Here is a 21,651-nt window from a genome sequence, read left to right as displayed (position 1 = left end):
CCCGCGGAGCGCTTAGTGATCTGGCAGCCGCCGTTGCGGAGGCGGCACGCCGGGACGGCATCGCACGCCGCTGAGGCGTCAGAGGCAGGAGGGGCCAGCCACCCGGAGGGTTGTCCGGCCCCTTGCCCGTCAGGGCAGGCGGCGCAGGAAGACGTCGCCGGCCTCGTTGGTATCGCCGGGGACGAGGTTGTGCGCCCAGCTGTCGAAGACCACGCGGTGACCGGACCGGTCGACCGAGATGCTGCCCGAGCCGGCGTCGCCCTCGGCTCCCTCGGCGGAGACGTCGAGCCGCTCGATGACGCCGGTGCGCAGATCCCGCATGTAGATGCCCCGCCGGCCGGGGGAGCCCGGAACCATGCTGCCCGGGACCGAGGTGAAGAACACCCGGCGGCCGTCCGGGCTCATGACCGGGTCGTTGCAGTCGCCGTCGGTCGGGGAGCCGTCCCGGGCGAGGTTGACCCGCCGGGTGGAACCCGTGCGCAGGTCCGTGACGTAGCAGTCCCAGGTGTAGGTGCCATGGTCGCGGCCCGGCGCGATGCCGGGCGTCCCGGAGGAGAAGGCGGCGTACCGCCCGTCGGGGGTGAGGCTCGAATTGAGCACGGTGTCGGCCGCCTTGCCGTCCCGGGTCCGGGCCGCCGGCACGGTGCGTCCGGTGCGTACGTCGTGGACGTAGAAGCTGGCCTCGGGCCAGGAGTGGAGCCTTGCCGCCCCCAGGTTGTCGGCCAGTGAGTCGAAGCCGATTCTGCTGCCGTCGGCACTGATCACCGGAGAGTCGGACAGCTCGTTCGCCCGGCTGCCGTCGGAGGCGATGCTCACGCGCTCGATGCGCGGGTGGTGGTGCTGTGCCGGGGCGTCCGCCGCGGCGGCGGGTAGGGCCGTCGCACAGGCCCCTAATGCGGCGGCGAGTACAGCAATTCGTCTGAGGCGCATGTCTTCCCTCCACGATGCCGCTTCGGTACGAACCGGGGCAGCCAATCCCGCGGGGCACGGGCAGTCAACAGGGACGGAGCGCCTCCGGCCACGGATACGGCCGTTGAGGGAGTGGGAGGGGCCACGTTCTCGTTCGATTGATTCGATTAAAGTGCCGCCATGCCGCCCCTGATCATCTTCTGCAGCGACCCCCTCGCGTCCCGCCGCGTCGACCCGCACTTCGCCGACGAGGCGCAGGCCGCCCGCGGGCTGGGGCTGCGGGTGGGGCTCCTCGACCACGATGCGCTCCTCGCCGGGGACGTGCGCGGTGCGATCGCAGGGATACCGCGCGATGCCGGCGCGGCGTGGTACCGGGGCTGGATGGTGCCCGCCGGGCGGTGGGGCGATCTCGGTGCGGCGCTCGCCGGCCGTGGGGTCACGCTGCTCACGTCCGTCGAGCAGTACCGCCGGGCCCATGAACTGCCCTGCTGGTACGGCACGTTCACCGAGGTCACGCCGCGCAGCGCGTGGTGTGCGACGGCCCCCGGCCGGGTGCCCGCCGCAGCGGAGCTGGCCGAGTGTGCTGCGGTGCTCGGTCCCGGTCCCGGCATCGTGAAGGACTTCGTGAAGTCGCGGAAGCACGAGTGGGACGAGGCCTGTTACGTCCCCGACCTCGCGGACACCGGCCGACTCGCGGCGGTGGTCGCCCGGTTCGTCGAGCTGCAGGACGCGTTCCTGGCGGGCGGCGTCGTGCTGCGTGCCTTCGAGCGCTTCGCGGACTCCGGCGAGGCGCGGGTGTGGTGGGTGGACGGCGTCCCCGTCGCCACCACGGCCCACCCCGACACCCCGGGCCGGCTGCCCGAGCCGGAACAGGCGGACGTGGCACCCCTGGTCGCCGCCCTGGACTGCCGGTTCGTCACGACGGACCTCGCGCAGCGCGAGGACGGTGCGTGGCGGGTCGTCGAGGTCGGGGACGGGCAGGTGAGCGACTGGCCGGCGGGAGCCGACATGGAGCCCCTGCTACGGGCCCTGGCCGCGGCCGGTTGAACGGGCGTCTGCGGCGAACGAGTGAGCGTTCGGAACTTCCCCGCCTGAGATCGGTTACCCAGGTGACCTCCCCTCGGAGGACATCCCTCGCAGGCGAAAGGCAAGAACGTGCTCAGGAAGGTACTCGCGACGGCCGCCCTGACGGCCTCGGCCGCCGGTGTCGTGGCCGCGCCCGCCGTGGCATCGGACAGCACCTCGGGACACGACGCGAAGAGCGCATACGGCGGCACGAAGACCGGGGGCGAGGAAAGCCCCACGTTGACTGCCCTGCAGGGCACGCTCAACGATCCGTGCATCGGCATCAGCGGACTCGGTGTCCAGTCGGTCCTGTTGCTCCTCAACATCGGGATCCAGGACGTTCCTGTGCTCACCTCGCAGCAGCAGTCGCAGTGCACCCAGAACTCCACCATCCAGGACGGCGACGACGCGCTGTCGCACCTGCTGGACGGGATCCCGGTGGTGTCCGGAAACGGCGCCGGCAACGGCTGAGTTCGTCGCCAACGGCCGGAACCGGCCTTCGTGGACCGCGGGGGCCGGTGTTCCGGTCGGCGGGGCCGGCGGGCAGAACGCGAAGTCACCCTGCTGCAGCCAGCGGTACCGGCCGCCGGGTGCAGCGGGAGGCGGACAGCCGTCGGCGTACGGCAGAGCCCGTCCGGAGTCCGGACATGTGGCCGCCGGGCGCCCACCGGCGGCGCATACGACTACGACACATGCGGGCAACGCGGGGCCGGGCGTCGACGCACATCCCCGCCGGCGCGCATCCGCGGGGTGCACTGCGGCGGAAATTTGGCCTGAACAAAGGCTGGACATGCGGCTGTTCGCTGCCCGGCCGGTGCAGAGGGATGCCGGTGCGTCCAGCCGGGAACCGGCTGCGCAGCGTCCGGAAAGTGCTCCCGTGGCTGCGGAGGGCGCCGTCCCGCATGGCGGAGAATCGTGGGTGCGCGGCGGCGGCCCGTGGTCCGGCTGCGAACCGGGACGGAGTGTCCGGTTCATCTTCGACAAGGGAATGTGCCGGTCCGGGGGGTGCCGCGGCTCCTGTGCCTGTCGTGCCCGTCTCCGATCGCCGGCTGTCGCAAGGGCTGCTTCCGGCTGCCCCGTGAACGCCGGGTGCTCCGCGCCGGCGCCCGCCGACCGGCCGGAAACAGCACTGTCCGCCCCGCCGCAACCCCATGAGACTCGGGCCGCGTAAGCACGAAACGCGCGTCCGATCAAGTGAGGAGTGTGGCAATGTTCGGGAAGGTCACCGGGATGGGCAGCCGCGTACTCCGGCTGTTCGTGCCCGAGATCGATGCCGAGGCCATGGAGATTCTCTCCTGCGGCAACTGGCCGGCCTGCTGGCAGTGCAGCGGCAAGTGCGGCTACAACGCGCCGTGTTGGGCCTGCTGTAACGACAACGGATGCCCGACGATCGTCTGCCAGTGCTAGGCGCTCCGCGGGAATCCGGTACTGCGGCTGCGGGCCGTCTTCGGCCGGCCGCGCAGTTCCCCGCCGCGCCCCTTCGGGGCACGGAACCGCATCGCCGGGTGAGAACGGCTTTTTACGGATAGCCGGTTGAAACGCCCCGACCGGGAACGCTGCGACGACAGCCGGAGGAGACGTCATGGAGTATCTGGCACTCGGAATCCGCTGTCTGATCGGTGCGGTGTTCCTCGCCTCGTTCTCCGGAAAAGTGGCGGGGCGAGGCGCATTCGGCCGGTTCGCGGCGTCGTTGCGAGACATGCAGGTGGTGCCTTCCCGCTCGACCCGGTCGGTGGCGCGGTGCGTGGTGGCGGCCGAGTGCGCCGTGTGGCTCCTGCTCGCGGTGCCGGTGCGGGTCGCCACCGTGGCGGGGTTGGCGCTGGCGGGAGGCCTCCTGGCCGTGTTCGCGGCCGGCATCGCGCTCTCCCTGCGGCAGGGCGTGCACGCGCCCTGCCGGTGTTTCGGCGTGTCCGCGGCTCCGCTCGGCCCGCGGCACGTCGCCCGGAACCTCACGCTCACGGCCCTGGCCGCCGTCGGCGCGGCGACCGCGCCCGCAGCAGGCGCGACCGCGGCCGGCGGCGCGGTCGTGGCCGCGGCCGCCGGCCTGCTCCTGGGCGGGCTGGTGACCGTGCTCGACGACATTCTCGACCTGTTCCTGAAATCCCCGGAAATCCCCGGAACCCCTGGAATCCCCTAGGAGACGACTTCCATGCCCGTCCTGATCGCGGCTGTGGTGCTGGTGGGACTGCTCTGTGCACTGGATCTGATCCTCACCCTGGGGGTGATCAAGCGGCTGCGCGAACACACCACTCTGATAACCAAGTTCGCCGCCAACTCTCCCGGCAGACCACCCGTCATCGAAGTCGGCACGGAAATCGGCGAGTTCAGCGCCGTCACCGTCGACGGCGCCGCACTGACCCGTGAGTCCCTTTCCGGCGACACCCTCGTGGCGTTCTTCTCGCCCAACTGCGGCCCCTGCCACGAGATGATCCCCAAATTCGTGGAGTACGCACGGGCGACCGCCGGCGGACGGGACCAGGTGCTGGCCGTGGTGGTCGGCACCACCGAGCGCTCCCGCGACCAGGTCGCCGCACTGGCACCGGCGGCCCGCGTCGTGCTCGAGGCCGGCGAACCCGTCGTGAGCGAGGCCTTCAAGGTCAGAGGCTTCCCCACGCTCCTGAAGGTCACCCAGGACCGCGACGGCCGCCAGGTGGTCGCCGGCAACCGGCTGGATCTCGACGCACCGGCAGTCGCGGCATGAACCACCGCGGCCCGGACGAGGCCGACCGGGCCCCTGCAGCGGCCCGCGGCGCAGCGGCGACCCTGCGGCGGATCGCCGCCGCGGGCGCCCTGGTCGCCCGAGCGGCTCCCGGCGTGCTCACCGTCCACGCGCTGCTCAGCCTGGCTGTCGGCGTGCTCCCCGTGGCCACCGCCTGGCTCACCAAGCTCATGCTCGACGGGCTGAGCAGCGGGGCCTCGTCGGCCCGGCTGATCGGACTGGGCGCGGGACTCGCCGCATCCGGGGTGGTGCTCGGCGTCGTACCCCAGGTCGACCGGTACCTGCGCACCGAACTCGACCGCAGGGTGGGGCTGTTGGCCGACGACCGGCTGTTCACGGTCGTCGAGGGCTTCGCCGGGCTGGGCCGGTTCGAGAACCCCCGGTTCCTCGACCGGCTGCGCCTCGCGCAGAACGCCGGAGGCGGCACCCCCGGCCAGGCCGTCGACGCCGCCATCGGCATCGCCCGGGCCGCCGTCACGATCGGCGGCTTCCTCGGCTCGCTCACCCTGCTCAGCCCGTGGATGACCGTCCTGGTGCTGGCCGCCGCCGTCCCCGCCCTGCTCTCCGAGGTCACGATGGCCCGCCGCAAGGCGCGCACACTGTGGGACGTGGGCCCGATCGAGCGTCGGCAGATGTTCTACAGCGAGCTGCTCTCCAGCGTGGAAGCGGCCAAGGAGATACGCCTCTTCGGCACCGGCGCCTTCCTGCGGGGGCGGATGCTGGCGGACCGGCGCACCGCCAACGCCGCGAAGCGGGCGGTGGACCGGAAGGAGGCGATCGTCCAGGCGGTGCTCGGGCTGCTGGCCGCGCTCGTCTCGGGCGGCGGACTGCTGTGGGCGGTCGGCGCCGCACACGCCGGCCGGCTCTCCGCCGGTGACGTCGTGCTGTTCGTGGCCGCGGTGGCCGGTGTGCAGGGCTCGCTGGGCGCGCTGGCGAGCGAAGTCGCCCGCGCGCACCAGGCGTTGCTGGTCTTCGACCACTATCTCGTGGTGACCCGCGCCGGACCCGACCTGCCCGTCCCCGAACGGCCCGCACCGCTGCCGCACCTGTCCCGCGGCATCGAGCTGCGCGACGTGTGGTTCCGCTACTCCCCGGACCTCCCCTGGGTGCTGCGCGGCACCAGTCTGCACATCCGGCACGGCCAGGCGCTGGCGCTCGTCGGGCTGAACGGCGCGGGCAAGTCCACGCTCGTGAAGCTGCTGTGCCGGTTCTACGACCCCGAACGGGGCGCGATCCTGTGGGACGGCGCCGACATCCGCACCGTCGACGTGGCGGAACTGCGGCGCCGGATCGGCGCGGTGTTCCAGGACTACATGCACTACGACATGACGGCGCAGGAGAACATCGCCCTCGGCGACCTGACGGCTCTCGGGGACCTCCCGCGTATCCGGGCCGCGGCCGAACGGGCCGGGATCCACGCCGCGTTGGAGGCCCTGCCGCACGGGTACGGCACGCTGCTGTCGCGGAGGTTCTTCATGGAGTCCGACAAGGACAACCCGGAGACCGGTGTCGTCCTCTCCGGCGGCCAGCGCCAACGCCTCGCGCTGGCCCGGGCGTTCCTGCGGGACCGGCGCGAGCTGATGATCCTCGACGAGCCCTCGGCCGGCCTGGACGCCGAGGCGGAGCACGAGGTCCACACCGCGCTGCGGCAGCACCGCGGCCGGCGGACCAGCCTGCTGATCTCGCACCGGCTCGGAGCGGTCCGCGACGCCGACGTGATCGCCGTGCTGGAGAACGGGCGCATCGTCGAACAGGGCCCGCACGACCGGCTCGTCGAGGCGGACGGGCGCTACGCGCGGCTGTTCACCCTGCAGGCCACCGGCTACCGGGCCGCCGGGGCGCCGGGCGATCCCGCGTTCACGGGGGACCTGCGGTGACGGCGGCGTCCGCACGATGGGTCCTGCCGGTCTGCGGGGTCCTGACCGTGGCCGGTCTGGTGGTGGCGGCGCGCAGGATCGTGGTGGTCACCGTGCACGGGGAGAGCATGGCGCCGGCCTTCCGCAACGGCGACCGGGTGCTCGTGCGGCGCAGCGGCCGGCAGCCGGCGGTGGGCGAGGTGGTGGTGGCCGAACGCCCCGCGACCGGCGGCACCTGGCCGCGGCCGCCCGTGCGCGCGGAGGACGGGGCGGCGGCCGTGCAGGGGCGGGTGTGGCTGATCAAGCGGGTGGCCGCGGTCCCCGGCGACCGGATCACCTTCCGCGGCACCGGCGGTGCCGAGCGCGTACCGCACGGCAGGCTGGTGCTGCTCGGCGACAACCGGGCGGTCAGCTGCGACTCGCGGCACCTGGGATACTTCCCGGCCGACCGCGTGCTGGGCCGGGTGCTGCAATGGAGGTCACCGGCCTCCTGAGCCCCGTTGCTCTTCGTTCACCCGGCCGTGGCCCGGCGTTCCCGGCCCGGCCTTTCATTCACCGCTGTCCTGACCCCATACTGAGCCGCCCACGTCACTTTCGTTGAAAGATCCACGACAGCGTGCCCATACCTGTTTTCCTCCACGGCCGCTCCGTGCGGCTGGAGCCGCTCGGCGAGCAGCACGTCGAGGCCCTGGCCGCTGCGGCCGGCGAGGACCGCAGCAGTTACCTCTTCACCCCCGTGCCCAGCGGCGTCGAGGCGATGGAACGTTACGTCCGCGACGCCCTGGAGGCCCGGGCGGCCGGCCGCGCGCTGCCCTTCGCCACGGTGCGCACCGCGGACGGCGCGGTGGTGGGCTCGACGCGGCTCTGCGAGCTGGACTACTGGCAGGGCCCGGTGCTCTGGCCGCCGGCCCCGCGCGGACCGCTGGGCGACCCGCTCACCGCGGTGCCCGACGCGGCGGAGATCGGCGGCACCTGGCTCGCAGCCGGCGCCCAGGGCACGGGGATCAACACCGAGACCAAACTGCTCCTGCTGCGCCACGCCTTCGAGGCCTGGGGCGTCCGCCGCGTCTCGCTGCGCGCCGACGCCCGCAACGTACGCTCGCGTGCGGCGATCGAGCGCCTGGGCGCGGTCCTCGACGGGGTCCACCGGGCCCACACCCGCGGCCTGGACGGCATGGTCCGGGGCACGGCGTTCTACTCGGTCCTCGACGAGGAGTGGCCCGCCGTGCGGGACGGGCTGGAGCGGCGCGTGGGGCGGCAGTTGCGCCCCCTCGTTCCGGCCGCGTAACAGAAGAACGCCCGATATCCACCGGTGTGTTCCGGTCGTCTCCGGGGCCGGATCCGGGTGTGTCACGGGATGTGTGGATTCACCGAACTGACGGGGTGTTTCACACGGTAACCAGCGCGTATTTGTATGATGGAAGTGTGTGCGAAGATTCCGTCTCCCGGTCCGCTCGGGCCGGGGGGCAAGGAGTCACTACGTGAAGAGAAAGACAAAAATCGCCGTCGGCGTGGCAGCGGCCGCGGGTGTGTCGGCAGTGCTGCTGCCGAGCACCTTCGCGAACGCGGGCGAGGCCCGCAACACCGTGGACAAGGCGACGACCGCGTCCTTCGGCCGTATCGCCGACGACGTGATAACCCAGCGCTCGGCCGTGCTGGTGGACGGCAACCGTCAGGGTAGCCGAATAGAGACGAACGAGAAGAAGGTCCGTCTCTCCAGCCGCTGGGAGCGCAACGAGGAGGACGGTCTGTCCTCGCTGCGGACCCGCAAGAAGCGCCTCAACTCGCTGGGCGAGGCGTACACCGGTGCCGAGACCCGGGTCACCACGGACAAGACCTCGGTCAAGGGCGGCCGCGCCACGGTCTACGTCACCGAGGTCACGGTCTACCACTACAAGCAGGTCCGTGGCGACGAGCCGCGCACGACCGGCTTCACGGCCCACCACGAGCTCAGCTTCCACCGCGTGTCGGGCGGCAAGTGGGAGCTCGCGGACATGAAGCCGCTGGACGACGGCCCCCGGGCCATCAACCAGCCCCAGAAGACGCCGACTCCGGCACCGGACAAGGGCGGCCCCCTCAAGGCGACGCCCGCGTCCATCAGCTGGCCCGCGCGTCAGATGCCCAAGTCCCAGAAGCCGGGCGGCTACGACTACAAGGCCATGGCCGCCTACGCGGAGAAGTACTGGCGGAACTACAACCCCCAGTACCGCGACTACAACGGCCAGGGCGGCGACTGCACCAACTTCATCAGCCAGGCCCTCAAGGCCGGCGGATGGAAGGACGAGGCCGGCGCGGCCTCGGACTCCCGCAAGTGGTGGTCCAACTCCAAGGGCGACTCCACCACCTGGGTGGGCGCCAACGAGTGGTCGTCGTACGCGATGTCCTCGAAGCGGACGACCAGCCTGGCGAACGTCTACCAGTTGGATGTCGGCGACATCCTCCAGATGGACTTCGAGGGTGACGGGTCCAAGGACCACTCCATGATCGTCACTCACCGGAGCCGCCTCGGCATCCCGTACGTGACGTACCACTCCACCAACACCTTCCGGAAGTCGGTGGCGAGCATCATCGCCGCCAACCCGGACGCGGTGTACTTCGCGTACCGCACCTGATGAATGGGCCGACCATGCACCTCCGGTGGGGGTGCATGGTCGGCTGCGGGTTGTGTGTGGTTGCTCGCGCAGTTCCCCGCGCCCCTGACGGGGCGCGTAGCATCCGCACATGTCGTTCGATCCCTGGTCTCCCGACTTCGTCGCCGACCCCTACCCCGGCTTCGCCGAACTGCGTGCCGCCGGCCGGGTCCACTGGTTCGCCCCGAGCGGGCAGTGGCTGGTGCCGCACCACACGGACGTCCGGGCCCTGCTGGGCGACCGGCGGCTGGGGCGGACGTATCTGCACCGCTTCACGCACGAGGAGTTCGGGCGCACCCCGCCGCCCGCCGAGCACGCACCGTTCCACGACCTCAACGACAACGGCCTGCTCGACCTCGAAGCCCCCGACCACACCCGCATCCGTCGCCTCGTGACACAGGCCTTCACCCCGCGCACCGTCACCGCCCTGGCGCCCGTGGTCGAACGGCTGGTGCGCGAGCTGGTGGACGGCCTTCTCGCCGAGGGCGGCGGCGACCTGATCGCGGACGTGGCCGAACCGCTGCCCGTGGCCGTCATCGCCGAGATGCTCGGCGTCCCCGCCGCCGACCGCGGGCTGCTGCGGCCCTGGTCGGCCGACATCTGCGGGATGTACGAGCTCAACCCGGACGAGGCGACGGCGCAGCGCGCGGTACGGGCCTCCGTCGAGTTCTCCGCCTACCTGCGCGAGTTGATCGCCGACCGCCGGGCCCGTCCCGCCGACGACCTGATCAGCGCGCTGGTGGCCGCCTGCGACGAGGGGGAGCGGCTGAGCGAGCAGGAGGTGGTCTCCACCTGCGCCCTGCTCCTCAACGCCGGCCACGAGGCCACCGTCAACACCACCGGGAACGGCTGGTGGGCGCTGTTCCGCCACCCCGACCAGCTCGCCGCCCTGCGCCGCGAGCCCGCGCTCGTCCCGCAGGCGGTCGAGGAACTGATGCGCTACGACACCCCGTTGCAGCTCTTCGAGCGCTGGGTGCTCGACGACATCGAGATCGGCGGCACCGTCGTCGAGCGCGGCAGCGAGGTGGCCCTCCTGCTCGGCTCCGCCAATCACGACCCCGCCGTCTTCCCCGACCCCGAACGCCTGGACGTGACCCGCACCGGCAGCGCCCACCTCAGCTTCGGCGCAGGGATCCACTACTGCCTGGGGGCGCCGCTCGCCCGGCTCGAACTCGCGGCCGCGTTCGGTGCGTTGCTGCAGCGTGCGCCGGGGCTGCGGCTGGTGGCGGAGCCGCAGTGGAAGCCGGGGTTCGTCATCCGAGGGCTGCAGGAACTGCGTGTGGAGTGCTGAACGCCCGTCACAGGTTGGTGAGCTTTTCGCCCTTCATATCCTGCAGGGTGTGATCCACGCACACCGCCAGAATGATCAGCAGCGTCGGGTCCTCCTGGCTCATCACGTCGACCGCGTAGGCGTCGCGGATGGTGAACCAGCGCCGGGAGATGTGGGCCAGGGTGACGCCCTGGTCCCGGTCCTGGATGTCGAACTCCTTGTCCCAGAAGTTGCCGGCGATCCGCAGCCGCCGCCCGTCGCGCAGGCTCACCTTGAAGCGGTCGCCGAAGAACGTGAACGCCCGCTTGCTGATCCGGGCCTCCACCACACCGTTCTGTTCGATGAGGATCGTGTGGTGGAGGGTGAAGAACTTCTTGACGATGCTGGCCACCTGGTTGCCCTGGGTGTCCACGAAAGCGAAGGTGCCGCGCAGCCGGAAGAACTTCCTGTTGACCTTGAAGATCTTCTCCCGGTGCTCGGTCTCGACCCACGCCTCCTCGTGGAAGGCGAGCATGCGGTCGCGTACCAGATAGCGCATTTTCCGAAACCCCCGTTCACCACGCCCTGTCCGGGCGGCGGCACTGTATCCCCTCCGAGCGTAGTCGGTCGGCGCGGGGGCTCCGTATGATCGAACACCCTGTACGCGATCACCCTGGAGGCAGGACGGCCATGTCGGACGGACGAGTTGTCATCGTGACCGGCGGGGGAACGGGCATCGGCGCCGCGACGGCGAGACTGCTGCGCGCCGACGGGCACCGAGTGGTCGTCTCCGGCCGCAGGCCCGAACCGCTGCAGCGCATCGCCGAGGAGACCGGCGCCCTGGCCCACCCGTCGGACGCCGCCGACCCGGACGCCGCCGCGGCGCTGGTCGAGGCGGCCGTCTCCGCCTACGGGCGGCTCGACGGGCTGGTGCTCAACGCGGGCATCGGCCGCAGCGGGGCCGTCGGCGACCTCGCGGTGGCGGACTGGGAAGCCGTCATGAGCATCAACCTCACCGGCCCGTTCCACCTCATGCGTGCTGCTCTTCCGCACCTGTTGCAGGTGCAGGGCTCCGTCGTCGCCGTCGCCTCCGTCGCGGCCCTGCGCAACGGGGTCGGCAACGCGGCCTATGCCGCTTCCAAGGCGGCCCTGTTGCAGCTGTGCAGCTCGCTCGCGGTCGACTACGGGCCGCAGGGCCTGCGCGCCAACACCGTCTGCCCCAGCTGGATCCGCACCGAGATGGCCGACCGGCGCATGGCCCGCTTCGCCGACGAGGAGCGGCTGGGGGAGGGGGCGGAGGGCCTGGAGGCCGCGTACGAGGAGACAGCCAGGCTCATCCCGGCCCGCCGTCCGGGCCGGCCGGAGGAGGTTGCAGAGGCGATCGGCTGGCTGCTGTCGCCGGCCGCCTCCTTCGTCAACGGTGCGGTGCTGACGGTCGACGGCGGGGTCACGTCCGTCGACCCGGGGACCGCGGGGTTCGCCTTCCGCATGGAGCCGCGCTGACGGTGCGTCAGGTCTGGAAGTTGCCTGGGGCTACGGTCTGGTGCGGACCGCCTGCACGTGCTTAGCATGGTCACCTGTTCAACGGGTTTGATCGCAGGAGGCGTTCGTGAGCACGGACCAGCAGTGGGACATCGTCTCGGGCATCGGCATCACCGCACTGGCAGTGGCGGCCGCCAGAGCCGTCGAGACCAGCCGGCCGGACGCCCTGATCCAGGACCCGTACGCGGTCCGCTTCGTCGAGGAGGCCCGGCCGCCCGTGCCGATGCCCACGACGGCGGCCGAGGCCGCGGCCGACGGCGCGCAGCAGTACTGGCCCGACACCTCCACGTACATCGCGATACGCACCAAGGCCTTCGACGACTTCTTCCAGGACGCCACCGCAGCCGGCATCACCCAGGCCGTGGTGCTGGCCTCGGGGCTCGACGCCCGGGCCGTCCGGCTGCAGTGGTCGGCCGGATCCGTCGTCTACGAGATCGACCAGCCGCTGGTCCTGGACTTCAAGCTGCGCGTCCTGGGCGAGCAGGGGGCGACCGCCTCCTGCGCACACCGCCCGGTCGCCGTCGACTTGCGCGACGACTGGGCCACGGCGCTGGAGGCGGCGGGCTTCGACCGTTCACGGCCCACCGCCTGGCTCGCGGAAGGACTCCTGCCCTACCTTCCCCCGGCTGCCGAGGACGAGCTCTTCCAGGAGATCCACCGGCTCTCCGCCCCCGGCAGCCGCTTCGCGGTGGAGGCCTTCGGCAACCCCTCGCCGGCAGCGCGGGGCGAGGAGGCCGTGAAGGGCAGTGTTCGCTCCCTGGGCGTCGACATCACCAGCCTGATCCACACCGATCAGCGGCCCGAGCCGGCGGACCGCCTCACGGACCTGGGCTGGCTGACGCGCAGCGTGCCGGCCGAGGAGACGGCCGTCGGCCATGGGCGCCCGCTGAGCGAGGAGTTCGCGAAGCGCGGAGCCGTGCACGTCTTCGCCCGGCTCCCGTAGCCGTCAGGCGGGTCCGCCGCTCCGGCCGGCTGCGTTCAGATAGGCGCCGGCCTGCGCCAAATAGAGCTCCCGGTAGGTGTCGTTGACCGCCATGAGCTCCTCGTGCGTCCCGCTCCCGACGACGCGCCCGCGCTGCAGCACGTAGATGCGGTCCGCCGCGGGCACCGTGGCGACGGCGAACAGCGGGAACAGCCACCACACCATGGTGGTCAGCGCCGCGCCGACCGCGACCGTCGTGGCGACGGCGCGCAGGGCGGTGACGAGCAGCGTCGGGAGCTGCGGAAGGTACGCCTGCGCGGCGGTGAGGGCGAGCCTGACCCGGTCGTGGAACCCCGGATCCTCGAACTCGGCCAGCCCGGCCTGCGCCGCGGCCGTCACGACCCGCTCCACCGCGTCACGCTCGATGCTCAGCCGGAACATCGACTGGTGGTATTCCAGGGCCTGTTTGACGATGCTGCTCATGAACCCCATGGCCAGCAAGGCCGCGATGTACCCGGCGGACGTGCTCAGTGACGGTGCGTGCGCCTGCTCGCCTGCCGATCCGGTCAGCCCGGACAGGGCGTTCTTCCCCACCAGGACCGCACCGCCCGCGCCCAGTGCCTGGACGCCCTGGAAGGCGAGGACGATGAGCAGCCGGCGCCGGTCGGCCCGCCAGGCGGCGGAGAGGCCGAAGGCGATGAGCAGCCGGAGGTCACCGAACGGGAGCCGCCGAGCGGTACCGCTGCGCGGGGCCTCGCGGTGTCTGCTCATCGGTTTCTCCTTCAGTTGCGGACCGCCGTGGCTGGTCGCGCAGTTCCCCGCGCCCCTTTGGGGCGCGGTACCGCTCAGCTTCCTTCGCCTCGGACGGGCGGCACAGGCATCCCGTGCCTGTGCCGCTGTGAGCCTCAGGTCCTCACTTGCCGGTGAGAGCCTTCAGCGCTTCTGCGTCCGCTGCTAGCCGCAAGCCCCCCGGCAGCAGTAGACCTTGTAACCGGTGACGCAGCACGCGCCCTCGCCGCAGGTGTCCGCACCACAGTTGTAGTAGCCCGACGGGCACATGCCCACGCAGAAGGGCGCCGTGCCGTTCCAGAAACAGCCGCCCTCGCGGGACGCGGTGTAGGACACCATGGTGATCCCGAGGCGTGTGGTGGCGATGTCTTCGAGGTTTCGCATGGTCGTGACTCCCTTTCCTTTCACGTGTGTTCGGTAATGTGCACATCCGTGCGCTGCCTCTATGCACGGTGGGTGCCGGACCGGCGCGGGGGCGGCTGCGGACGGGGGCTTTGGGACCGTGACGCAGGCGAACGCGGCATCGTGCCAGCGACGAACGGTGACCGGCCGCCTGCTGCCCGGCAGGTCGTGGCGCGACAGCCGGACGGCGGCCGTCGCCCCCGGGGCCATGTTCCACAACACGGCCTCGTTGCCGGCATGCAGGGTGGCGAAGCGAAGCCCGGCGGCGGTGCGCGGACCGACGGCCAGGATCTGCGAGGGAGTTGTCGGGTGGCCGTCGAGCCCTGTCACGTGCACGGCATCGTCGTCGACGACGATGACGGCGTGGCCGCCGTCGTGGTGCTGCGCCAGGACGGTCAAGGGTTCCCCGTGGTCGCTGTGCAGGAAGCGTCCGTGGTGCCGGTGGAGGAGGCGCTGCACGTCACCGTTCCAGGAGAGGACGTCGAAGCCGTCCGGACGCCCGGTGGCGAGGACGAGGTCGCCGAGCCACCGGAAGTCCAGCAGCGGGGCGTCGTCCAGGCCGATCACCTGCTCCCCGGCGCCGTCCGGCCGGACGGCGGCGACCAGGCCGGGTGCGTGGGCGGCGACCGCTCCCCGGGCGGTGGCACGGACGTCGCGGTAGCCGCGGGGCGCCAGACCCACGGGCCGGAGCGTGCCGGAGACGGGGTCGGCGAACCGGTAGTGCAGCCGCAGGTGTTCGGCGGTGGCCTCGGGCAGGGCCATCCGGATGCGCTGCCCCGGTTCGGCCTCGAAGAGGTACTGCGGATCGCGCCGCCGCGCGGGCGCGGCGGCGGGCAGGACGAGCGCGCCGCCGCTCCAGGCGACGGGTGTCCCGTCGCCCTCGGTCAGCGCCGCCGGGATGTTCAGCAGCCGCACCCGCCGCGTCCGCGCGGCGGCGATCCAGCAGCGGGGCTCGCCGCCGACGAGTGCCGTGCCCGCGAACCGTCCTGCGCTGTAGGCCGGTTGACCGAGTACGTCGTGGAGCTCGGCGGGCGTCCAGTGCCGCCCGTCCGGCGAGACGGTTTCCAACTGCCCGGTGCGCAGCCCGGCAGGAGCGCTGTCGGAGCCGGGCACGGCAGGCGGGTGGCGGTGCCGGTGCACCGCCCAGCCGTACCCCTCGCCGACCGAGCCGGTGACCGTTCCGGCCGGGCGGTTCAGCAGGGCGTGGACCGTCCGCTCGAAGCCGGTCATGGTTCTTCGGGGAACCTGGCGAGTTCGATCAGGTAGGTGTCGGGCGGCCGGTCGGTGTCGACCGGCACCCCGTCCACCGCGACCCAGGTGAAGACCGGGTACTCGCCGTCGTTCGCGGGCAACGGCTCGGCCCCCAGGACGAGTTGAGCGGGATACCCGCACTGCCGCAGGGCGGCGACGACGGCCGCGGTCTCGTCCATGGAGGTGCCGAAGCCGGACAGCAGTCGGCGCATGATCAGCACCGCGGTCACCGGCGGACGGCCCGTGGCCGTGCACGCACCGGACCGTTCCGCCTCCTCGATCAATTCCGGCAGCGTGTGCCGGCGCAGCCGCAGCGAGGTCCGCAGTTCCGCGATCATCGTGTGCTCCCCGTCATCGCGCGGTCGGCCGCGGAGCGCCGCAACATGTCGCGGATCGGCGACAGTCCGTGGACGGGCCCGGTCACCGGGACGCCGTCCCCGTCGTAGCCGACCACCGCCGGGAACGCCCGGCCGGCCTCTTCGGCGTCCTCCTCGGTGACCGCCTGCCGGAACTCCAGCGGCTTGTCCGTCAGCGCCGCGTACCTGCTGCGCTGGGCCTCCAGCGCGGCGCAGTACGGGCACGACTCCGCGGTGAAGACCACGAAGTGGTGGACGTCGCGCACCGGTTGGCGGGCGCGGGCGGCCGCGCGCCACCACAGCACCGCGGCCACTACGCTCGCCACCGTCACGGACGCGGCGGCCGCGACCGTGGCCGCGCGGACGGACAGGCCGCCGGGCACTCCGGTGAACGCGAGGGCGGCGATGCATGCGCAGCCCACCGCGTGCAGCGTGGAGAGGCGGGTGGGCAGCCAGCCGCCGAAGCAGGCGCAGCGGCGCCCGTGCAGGATCGTCGCGGCGGCCGCGTACGCGCTGAAGCACGCCGCGAGCGGCAGCAGCCGTACGGCCACCGGGAGCGGGGCCAGCAGCACGGCCACGACCACGGCCTCGGCGGCCGACACCGCTCCGGGCCCGAGGACCCGGCCGAAGCGGCCGGTCACCGGCCACACGATCCTCGCCGACTCGCGGTCGGCGAGCTTGGCCACCAGGCTGAGCCACAGCAGACCGCACCCCGCCGCGATGGCGGCCGCACCGGACAGGACGATCATGACCCCTCCTCGAACGACAGCCAGCCGTCCGCCAGGCCGCGGCGGATCTCCTCGGTGAGCGCGGGCGGCAGCAACCGGTGCACTGCGCCGCGCTGTTGGAGCAGGCCCGCGAGCCGGGCGCTGACCTGCTGGACGCCGAGCCGGGTGCGGTCGACGACGATGGCGTCGCCGAACGGCATCGTGACCAGGCACACTCCCTCCTCCAGTACCAGGGTCATTGCGGCACCGCCGTGTGCATGGCCTCGCCGTAGCGCTCCGCCGTGACGTACAGGCGGTGCAGGGCGGGCGCGTCGAAGAGGACCTTGCGGCTGTCGGCCAGCACGGCCTTGAGACGGTCGGCGTCGATCCACGGGCTCGACTCGACCCGGGCCAGCAGCCGGGCGCGCTGTTCCGCCGTCGCCAGCCGGCGCGTCACGAAGGCCGCCGCGAGCAGTTTGTCGCGCTCGGCCGGCGTGGTGTCGGCGGGCCGCCATCCCGCGGGCACCAACTCCCGCAGCAGCGGCACGGGATCGACGTAGCCGCCGCGCAGGCTTCGGCGCAGCCGGCCGTCGAGGGCGAGGTGTGCGATGGCCCCGACCACCATCGGGTGCGCGCTGATCAGTACCGGCTCGGGCCCGTCCGGCCTGCGCGTGGGCAGCGGCCTGGACTCCAGCGCGTCGATGACGGCGGAGAGCGTGGCGCCCGCGCCTTCGGCGGGCACCAGGTGGCTGCCGGCATCGGCGGCGCTGACCGGTGCCCGTGCCGCCCGCGCGGCCTGCGACATCCAGCCCGCGGGCTGCAGGAGGTCGCGCTCGGCGTCCGCCGGGGGAGGCGGCTGCGCGGCCGGGGGCGCCGCGGGAGGCTGAGGCAGCCAGGTGCGCCAGCCCCGCTGCCCGCGCAGAGCGGGCACCGGCGGGGCACCGGCCAGCCGCACCCAGCCGGTGCGCAGCCGTCCCGTGCCGGCGGGCGGCCCGGTCAGGGCCCGGGCGAGTGCCCGGCCGCTCAACAGACGGACCCGGCCCGGCCCGAGCAGGTCCGGGCCGGGCGGCCAGGGGTCGGCCTCGTGGGCGTAGCCGGGCCCGGTGCGGCCGCAGGCCCGCAGCCAGGCCCGCGTCCCGTCGATCAGGGTCGCGCCCGGGGCGATCCGTGCCCGCCTGCGCTCCAGCACCGGCACGTCCACGTGGAGGTACACCCTGCGCACCAGGTCGCCGCAGGCCGCTGCGACCGCCGCCGCCCCCAGGCCGCCGCCGTCCCCGAGCAGGCCGGCGACCGCGCCGTCCAGGGCGTCGGCACCGGCGTGGGCGAGCGCGCAGCGCAGTGTCGCCACCGGTCCGCGCCGCCCGGCCAGCCGCCGGGCGCGGTCGGCGAGTTCGGTGAGATCGAGTTCCGCGAGGTCCAGCCGTTCGCGCCCGCGGGTGACCGTGAGGGTTGTCCCGCAGGCCAGTTGGAAGACATTCTCGTAAGGGGTGAACGGTGCGGGCAGCACCGCTCCGTCCAGTGCCGCCGCGACCGCCGCCGGCCAGGGCTCCGCGGTTTCGCCGGCCAATTCTCCGAGATCGGTGGAGAAACGGACCGAATTGTTGAAGACGGAATAGAAGAGCGGGACCTGGGACAGTGCACCGCGCCCCAGCTGCCCGGTGCGCGGGCACACCCAGGTCTCGGCGATGCGGCCTGCGGCGGCGAACACCCCGGCCGTGACCGGATGTTCGCTGCTCTTCCCGGCCGCCGGCCGGTGGCGGTTGCCGCAGGAGCACAAGGCGTCCACGGCCACCCGCCCGTCCTCCACGACCCCCGCGAATCCGTTGCGCACACCTCCCGCGGCGCATGCGGCCAGAAAAGCCATCGGGAACCCCCATCCGAATGGCGGCGGAATTATGCTCCTTTCCGCGATGGTGGTCCTGCCCGCGTGAACGCGTCAAGGCATTGGAATGCCAAAAAAGACTTCCGATAATTGAATCGTCCTATTGGCCGCCCGTCGCATTGCCGCCGAATTCCCCGGGCTTTCGTACCGCGTCACCTCTCCTGGGCGACGGCCTGCCCGTAGAGTTTCTGGACCGAGGCGTCGAAGTAGGGGCTGTAGGAGACGTCGTCGGTGTCGCCGCCCTGCTGATAGCCGCCGATCACACCGATGACGGAACCGCTCTTGGTGGCCGGGTCGAAGCCGGCGAGCCACGGGCTGCCGCTCGTCCCGCCGCTGTAGCCCGTGCAGACGATGCGCATCTGGTGCGCGCTCTGCTGCGTGGTGCGGTTGCCGCAGGTGATCGGCTCGTTGCCGTTCTCCGGATAGCCCGTGATCCGCACCGCGTTGCTGAACCCCTTGTCGGTGCCCAGGGTGTTGGCGCCCAGCACCTCGGCGATGTGCTTGCCGTTCAGCGGCTTGAGCACGATGAACGCGACGTCGAAGTCCGGATCCCCCGTGTCGGCCCAGCGCGGGTCGACGACGATGGACGACGGCTGCCAGATCCCGTCCGGCGTCAGGCCGTTGCGGTAGGCGGGGGTGAAGACGATGTCGGTGTTGTCGCCGCCCTTGCCCCCGCTGTGCACGCAGTGCGCCGCAGTGATCAGGAGGGACTTGCCCGGGCTGGCCACGACGCTCGCCGTGCAGAAGTGGTCCCCCGAGGTGTCGTGGGCGAACAGCGCACCCACGCGCGCGTTGGACAGCGTCGGCTGTGCCGTGTGGGACGTGCCGGGATGGTGGACGAGCGCCTTCGCGTGCACCAGCCGTGAACTCGACCAGGGGCTCGGACGGGTCGAAGCGTCCAGCCCCGTCTCCTGCTCGTCGTGTTCCTGTCCGCAGCCGGCGAGGGGGAGCAGGGCGAGGAGGAGCGCGGCGGCGAACGGCCACGGGGTGCGCCGCCGGGGCGGCCGGGGCCTGTGCCCGGCGGCTGCCGGGCCGGTCGTCGAAGGCATCTGCGTCCTCGCGCTCTCTCGGTCCGGGGGATGCGGGTCTGCAGGGGGCGGCGCGGAATCAGGACGGAGGGTACACAGAATCGACTGCGACGTCCGGGATTTGACCGCCTTCGGCGGTCCGGCGGGTCGGAGACCACGGACGGCCCCGATGCGGTGTGCTCAGGGAATTTTCCGCCCATCGGAGGAATTCGCGGGTGAACTCTACTGCAGGCGTGGACGATTGAGCACGCTGTCCCGCGTGACGGTATGGCTGAGGACCGGATGTGCGGTGACGTTGACGGCACTGGCCGTGCTGGCGCCTGCGGGTGCCGCTGCCGCGGACGACGTGGGCGCGAACGCCGCGGTCGCCGGGGCGCCGGTGCTGTCGGCGGCCGCCAAGAACCTGCTCACCAGGAATCTGCCGCTCCGGGTGCCGGACCACCCGCCGTCGCACGCCCATGTGCGGGCGCTGGGAGGCGGGGTGACCGCGGATGCGGTCGACACCGGCCGGGGGCGGATCTGCGTGGACGCGCACGTGGTCGCCGTCGATCTGCACGTGGAGGTGACGCATCCGGGCCTGGCCTGCCCGAAACCGGCCCCTCCGGGGGCCGTGCCGCCGCCTGCGGCTCCACCTGCCCCCGCGCCTCCGCCTGCGGCCCCTCCTGCGCCTGCGCCGCCGCCGGGGGGAGCGCCTCCTGCCCCTGCTCCTCCGGGCGGAGCCCCGCCCGCTCCCGCTCCGCCTCCTGCGGCCCCTCCCGGAGGGGCGGCGCCTGCGCCCGTGCCGCCGGGGGGCGCCGTACCCCCGGCCCCGGCGCCGCCCGTTGGGGCGCCTCCTGCCCCCGCGCCTCCTGCGCCGGCACCGCCGGTCGTGGTGCCGCCTGCTCCACCGGCTCCGGCACCTCCGGCACCCGGGCCCGTACCTCCCGCCCCCGGTGCGCCCGGCCCGGCGGCTCCCGCTCCTGCCGGGCCGCCGGCCGGCGCCGTCCCCATCGTCAACCCCCCTGCTCCCAACCCGCCGAATGCTCCGTCCCCTTCCCCCTCCCCGTCTCCTTCGGCGCCGGTACCCAGGCCGCCCGCACACCCGCCGGTACCCCTGCACCCGAGCTATCACCACGCCTCGGCAGCCACCAACAAGCCACCCGCATCCGCGATTTCGCTCGTGACGTTCACCCTGCTCATCACCGCACCGGCCATCCTGGCCGCCGTACTGCTGCGCCCCCGCTCCGCCTCGGGGCAGAGTCGCTGACGCGGATCCGGCGAGGGCGCCGGGCCCTGTGCCCCATGTACGGAAAGGGGCTTCCAACGATGACGTGAGTCTTACGGCCGCCGCGGCCCGGCTTCGCCTTCAGTGACAGTACGAACCCGAGCAGGGGCGCCCGTAGCTGTTCCGGACCTACGTCATGTCGTCTTCCCCCCGCCGCGATCACTTGCTCAGCTCAGCACCCGCCCGAGGAAGCCGCGCAGGTAGCCCGCGACGACGTCCAGGTGGCTCTCCAGCAGGAAGTGGCCGCCGTTGATCAGGTGCACCTCGGCGTCCTTGGCGTCGCGGGCGAAGGCCTGCGCACCGGCCGGGCCGAAGATCTCGTCGTTGCGGCCCCACACGGCGAGCACCGGGACCTCGCTGGTGCGCAGGAACTCGTGCAGCAGCGGGTAGAGCGGGAGGTTGTTCCGGTAGTCGCGGAACAGCGCGAGCTGGACCTCGTCGTTCCCTTCGCGGGAGACCAGGGCGAAGTCGTGCTCCCAGGTGTCCGGGCTGACCAGGCTGGGGTCGGGCACGCCGTGCAGGTACTGCCAGCGGATGGCGTCGATGCCCAGTGCGGCGCGGACGGCGGGTTCGGTGGCGGGGCCGGGGTCCGCGCCGTAGGCCCAGACGTCGGTCCAGAACGATTCGACGAAACCGTCCTCGTAGCCGTTGCCGTTCTGGGTGATGAGGGCGGAGATCCGTTCGGGGTGCTTGAGTGCGAGGCGCCATCCGATGGGGGCGCCGTAGTCCTGGACGTAGAGGGCGTAGCGGTCCAGGCCCAGTTGGTCGAGCAGTCCCGTGGTGAGTTCGGCGAGGGCATCGAAGGTGTAGGTGAACTCGCCTGCGAGGGGGGCGGCGGAGTGGCCGAAGCCGAGGTGGTCCGGCGCGATGACGTGGTAGTCGTCGGCCAGCAGCGGGATGAGGTGGCGGAACATGAACGAGCTGGTCGGGTAGCCGTGCAGCAGGACGATCGTGGGGGCGTCTGCGGGGCCGGCTTCGCGGTAGAAGATCTCGTGGCCGTCGACGATGGCGGTCCGGTGGTGCACCGAGCTCATTTCTAACCCCTTCAAATGGTTGATCCGGTTAGCTATTCGCCATGCA

The 21,651-nt window shown here is 72.3% G+C and carries 22 protein-coding genes; 12 read left to right on the top strand and 10 right to left on the bottom strand.

Annotated features, from left to right (window positions below; all coding sequences use genetic code 11):
• Positions 1-129: 129 nt before the first annotated feature.
• Positions 130-930 (bottom strand): TolB family protein, encoded by an 801-nt coding sequence (locus tag ACLHRZ_RS08880; RefSeq protein ID WP_490417743.1) that lies wholly within the window; start codon positions 928-930, stop codon positions 130-132.
• Positions 931-1,089: 159 nt separating this feature from the next.
• Here ACLHRZ_RS08880 and ACLHRZ_RS08875 point away from each other — a divergent pair, with 159 nt between their 5' ends.
• From ACLHRZ_RS08875 to ACLHRZ_RS08830, 10 genes are all read left to right on the top strand, one after another.
• Positions 1,090-1,956, top strand: coding sequence for an ATP-grasp domain-containing protein (locus tag ACLHRZ_RS08875; RefSeq protein ID WP_490417742.1), 867 nt, complete (start codon positions 1,090-1,092; stop codon positions 1,954-1,956).
• 108 nt (positions 1,957-2,064) lie between these two features.
• Positions 2,065-2,445, top strand: coding sequence for a rodlin (locus tag ACLHRZ_RS08870; protein WP_490417741.1), 381 nt, complete (start codon positions 2,065-2,067; stop codon positions 2,443-2,445).
• 738 nt (positions 2,446-3,183) lie between these two features.
• Complete coding sequence (locus ACLHRZ_RS08865; protein ID WP_390781596.1) at positions 3,184-3,381, top strand: hypothetical protein; 198 nt, start codon at positions 3,184-3,186, stop codon at positions 3,379-3,381.
• A 175-nt stretch (positions 3,382-3,556) separates the two neighbouring features.
• Positions 3,557-4,111 (top strand): MauE/DoxX family redox-associated membrane protein, encoded by a 555-nt coding sequence (locus ACLHRZ_RS08860; protein ID WP_490417740.1) that lies wholly within the window; start codon positions 3,557-3,559, stop codon positions 4,109-4,111.
• 12 nt (positions 4,112-4,123) lie between these two features.
• The gene (locus ACLHRZ_RS08855; RefSeq protein ID WP_490417739.1) at positions 4,124-4,675 is read left to right on the top strand and encodes a TlpA family protein disulfide reductase; all 552 of its coding nucleotides are present in this window, start codon (positions 4,124-4,126) and stop codon (positions 4,673-4,675) included.
• Positions 4,672-6,570, top strand: coding sequence for an ABC transporter ATP-binding protein (locus ACLHRZ_RS08850; protein WP_490417738.1), 1,899 nt, complete (start codon positions 4,672-4,674; stop codon positions 6,568-6,570). Before ACLHRZ_RS08855 ends, ACLHRZ_RS08850 begins: the two co-directional genes overlap by 4 nt.
• Positions 6,567-7,043, top strand: coding sequence for a S26 family signal peptidase (locus ACLHRZ_RS08845; protein ID WP_490417737.1), 477 nt, complete (start codon positions 6,567-6,569; stop codon positions 7,041-7,043). The genes ACLHRZ_RS08850 and ACLHRZ_RS08845 overlap by 4 nt, the downstream gene beginning before the upstream one ends.
• Positions 7,044-7,165: 122 nt before the next feature.
• Complete coding sequence (locus tag ACLHRZ_RS08840; RefSeq protein ID WP_490417736.1) at positions 7,166-7,837, top strand: GNAT family N-acetyltransferase; 672 nt, start codon at positions 7,166-7,168, stop codon at positions 7,835-7,837.
• A 193-nt stretch (positions 7,838-8,030) separates the two neighbouring features.
• Positions 8,031-9,161: an amidase domain-containing protein gene (locus ACLHRZ_RS08835; RefSeq protein WP_490417735.1), complete on the top strand. Its 1,131-nt coding sequence runs from the start codon at positions 8,031-8,033 to the stop codon at positions 9,159-9,161.
• Between the two features lie 109 nt (positions 9,162-9,270).
• Positions 9,271-10,470 carry a cytochrome P450 gene (locus tag ACLHRZ_RS08830; protein ID WP_490417734.1) on the top strand — a complete coding sequence of 400 codons (1,200 nt, stop codon included), beginning with the start codon at positions 9,271-9,273 and terminating at the stop codon, positions 10,468-10,470.
• Positions 10,471-10,477: 7 nt separating this feature from the next.
• On the opposite strand, the gene ACLHRZ_RS08825 is transcribed toward ACLHRZ_RS08830, so the two are convergent.
• Entirely contained in the window at positions 10,478-10,987 is a 510-nt protein-coding gene (locus tag ACLHRZ_RS08825) for an LURP-one-related/scramblase family protein (RefSeq protein ID WP_490417733.1), read from the bottom strand.
• Positions 10,988-11,118: 131 nt separating this feature from the next.
• On the opposite strand from ACLHRZ_RS08825, the gene ACLHRZ_RS08820 reads away from it, so the two are divergent.
• Positions 11,119-11,931, top strand: a complete 813-nt coding sequence (locus tag ACLHRZ_RS08820) for an SDR family NAD(P)-dependent oxidoreductase (RefSeq protein WP_490417732.1) — start codon at positions 11,119-11,121, stop codon at positions 11,929-11,931.
• A gap of 106 nt (positions 11,932-12,037) precedes the next feature.
• Positions 12,038-12,913: an SAM-dependent methyltransferase gene (locus tag ACLHRZ_RS08815; RefSeq protein WP_490417731.1), complete on the top strand. Its 876-nt coding sequence runs from the start codon at positions 12,038-12,040 to the stop codon at positions 12,911-12,913.
• Between the two features lie 3 nt (positions 12,914-12,916).
• On the opposite strand, the gene ACLHRZ_RS08810 is transcribed toward ACLHRZ_RS08815, so the two are convergent.
• From ACLHRZ_RS08810 to ACLHRZ_RS08775, 8 genes are all read right to left on the bottom strand, one after another.
• A complete protein-coding gene (locus ACLHRZ_RS08810) occupies positions 12,917-13,663 on the bottom strand; it encodes a hypothetical protein (protein ID WP_490417730.1) in 747 nt (248 codons plus the stop codon).
• 183 nt (positions 13,664-13,846) lie between these two features.
• Complete coding sequence (locus ACLHRZ_RS08805; protein ID WP_490417729.1) at positions 13,847-15,313, bottom strand: hypothetical protein; 1,467 nt, start codon at positions 15,311-15,313, stop codon at positions 13,847-13,849.
• On the bottom strand, positions 15,310-15,672 hold the full coding sequence (locus ACLHRZ_RS08800; protein ID WP_490417728.1) for a hypothetical protein: 363 nt from the start codon (positions 15,670-15,672) through the stop codon (positions 15,310-15,312). The genes ACLHRZ_RS08805 and ACLHRZ_RS08800 overlap by 4 nt, the downstream gene beginning before the upstream one ends.
• Positions 15,669-16,439 (bottom strand): thioredoxin domain-containing protein, encoded by a 771-nt coding sequence (locus ACLHRZ_RS08795; protein ID WP_490417727.1) that lies wholly within the window; start codon positions 16,437-16,439, stop codon positions 15,669-15,671. Before ACLHRZ_RS08795 ends, ACLHRZ_RS08800 begins: the two co-directional genes overlap by 4 nt.
• The gene (locus ACLHRZ_RS08790; RefSeq protein WP_490417726.1) at positions 16,436-16,657 is read right to left on the bottom strand and encodes a hypothetical protein; all 222 of its coding nucleotides are present in this window, start codon (positions 16,655-16,657) and stop codon (positions 16,436-16,438) included. The genes ACLHRZ_RS08795 and ACLHRZ_RS08790 overlap by 4 nt, the downstream gene beginning before the upstream one ends.
• Positions 16,654-18,228 carry a hypothetical protein gene (locus tag ACLHRZ_RS08785; RefSeq protein WP_490417725.1) on the bottom strand — a complete coding sequence of 525 codons (1,575 nt, stop codon included), beginning with the start codon at positions 18,226-18,228 and terminating at the stop codon, positions 16,654-16,656. The genes ACLHRZ_RS08790 and ACLHRZ_RS08785 overlap by 4 nt, the downstream gene beginning before the upstream one ends.
• Positions 18,229-18,431: 203 nt before the next feature.
• Positions 18,432-19,328, bottom strand: a complete 897-nt coding sequence (locus ACLHRZ_RS08780) for a trypsin-like serine peptidase (RefSeq protein WP_490417724.1) — start codon at positions 19,326-19,328, stop codon at positions 18,432-18,434.
• Positions 19,329-20,738: 1,410 nt separating this feature from the next.
• A complete protein-coding gene (locus ACLHRZ_RS08775; RefSeq protein ID WP_490417723.1) occupies positions 20,739-21,605 on the bottom strand; it encodes an alpha/beta fold hydrolase in 867 nt (288 codons plus the stop codon).
• Positions 21,606-21,651 lie beyond the last annotated feature (46 nt).

It is taken from the genome of Streptomyces sp. AM25 (assembly GCF_058146165.1).
This window is presented reverse-complemented; position numbering and strand designations above follow the sequence as displayed.

Bases quoted from the DNA above. Each gene is read 5' to 3' on its own strand.
- ACLHRZ_RS08825 (WP_490417733.1), bottom strand. From the start codon at position 10,987: ATGCGCTATCTGGTACGCGACCGCATGCTCGCCTTCCACGAGGAGGCG.
- ACLHRZ_RS08795 (WP_490417727.1), bottom strand. From the start codon at position 16,439: ATGATCGTCCTGTCCGGTGCGGCCGCCATCGCGGCGGGGTGCGGTCTG.
- ACLHRZ_RS08855 (WP_490417739.1), top strand. From the start codon at position 4,124: ATGCCCGTCCTGATCGCGGCTGTGGTGCTGGTGGGACTGCTCTGTGCA.
- ACLHRZ_RS08800 (WP_490417728.1), bottom strand. From the start codon at position 15,672: ATGATCGCGGAACTGCGGACCTCGCTGCGGCTGCGCCGGCACACGCTG.
- ACLHRZ_RS08865 (WP_390781596.1), top strand. From the start codon at position 3,184: ATGTTCGGGAAGGTCACCGGGATGGGCAGCCGCGTACTCCGGCTGTTC.
- ACLHRZ_RS08790 (WP_490417726.1), bottom strand. From the start codon at position 16,657: ATGACCCTGGTACTGGAGGAGGGAGTGTGCCTGGTCACGATGCCGTTC.
- ACLHRZ_RS08830 (WP_490417734.1), top strand. From the start codon at position 9,271: ATGTCGTTCGATCCCTGGTCTCCCGACTTCGTCGCCGACCCCTACCCC.
- ACLHRZ_RS08810 (WP_490417730.1), bottom strand. From the start codon at position 13,663: ATGAGCAGACACCGCGAGGCCCCGCGCAGCGGTACCGCTCGGCGGCTC.
- ACLHRZ_RS08860 (WP_490417740.1), top strand. From the start codon at position 3,557: ATGGAGTATCTGGCACTCGGAATCCGCTGTCTGATCGGTGCGGTGTTC.
- ACLHRZ_RS08850 (WP_490417738.1), top strand. From the start codon at position 4,672: ATGAACCACCGCGGCCCGGACGAGGCCGACCGGGCCCCTGCAGCGGCC.
- ACLHRZ_RS08820 (WP_490417732.1), top strand. From the start codon at position 11,119: ATGTCGGACGGACGAGTTGTCATCGTGACCGGCGGGGGAACGGGCATC.
- ACLHRZ_RS08880 (WP_490417743.1), bottom strand. From the start codon at position 930: ATGCGCCTCAGACGAATTGCTGTACTCGCCGCCGCATTAGGGGCCTGT.
- ACLHRZ_RS08775 (WP_490417723.1), bottom strand. From the start codon at position 21,605: ATGAGCTCGGTGCACCACCGGACCGCCATCGTCGACGGCCACGAGATC.
- ACLHRZ_RS08875 (WP_490417742.1), top strand. From the start codon at position 1,090: ATGCCGCCCCTGATCATCTTCTGCAGCGACCCCCTCGCGTCCCGCCGC.
- ACLHRZ_RS08780 (WP_490417724.1), bottom strand. From the start codon at position 19,328: ATGCCTTCGACGACCGGCCCGGCAGCCGCCGGGCACAGGCCCCGGCCG.
- ACLHRZ_RS08805 (WP_490417729.1), bottom strand. From the start codon at position 15,313: ATGACCGGCTTCGAGCGGACGGTCCACGCCCTGCTGAACCGCCCGGCC.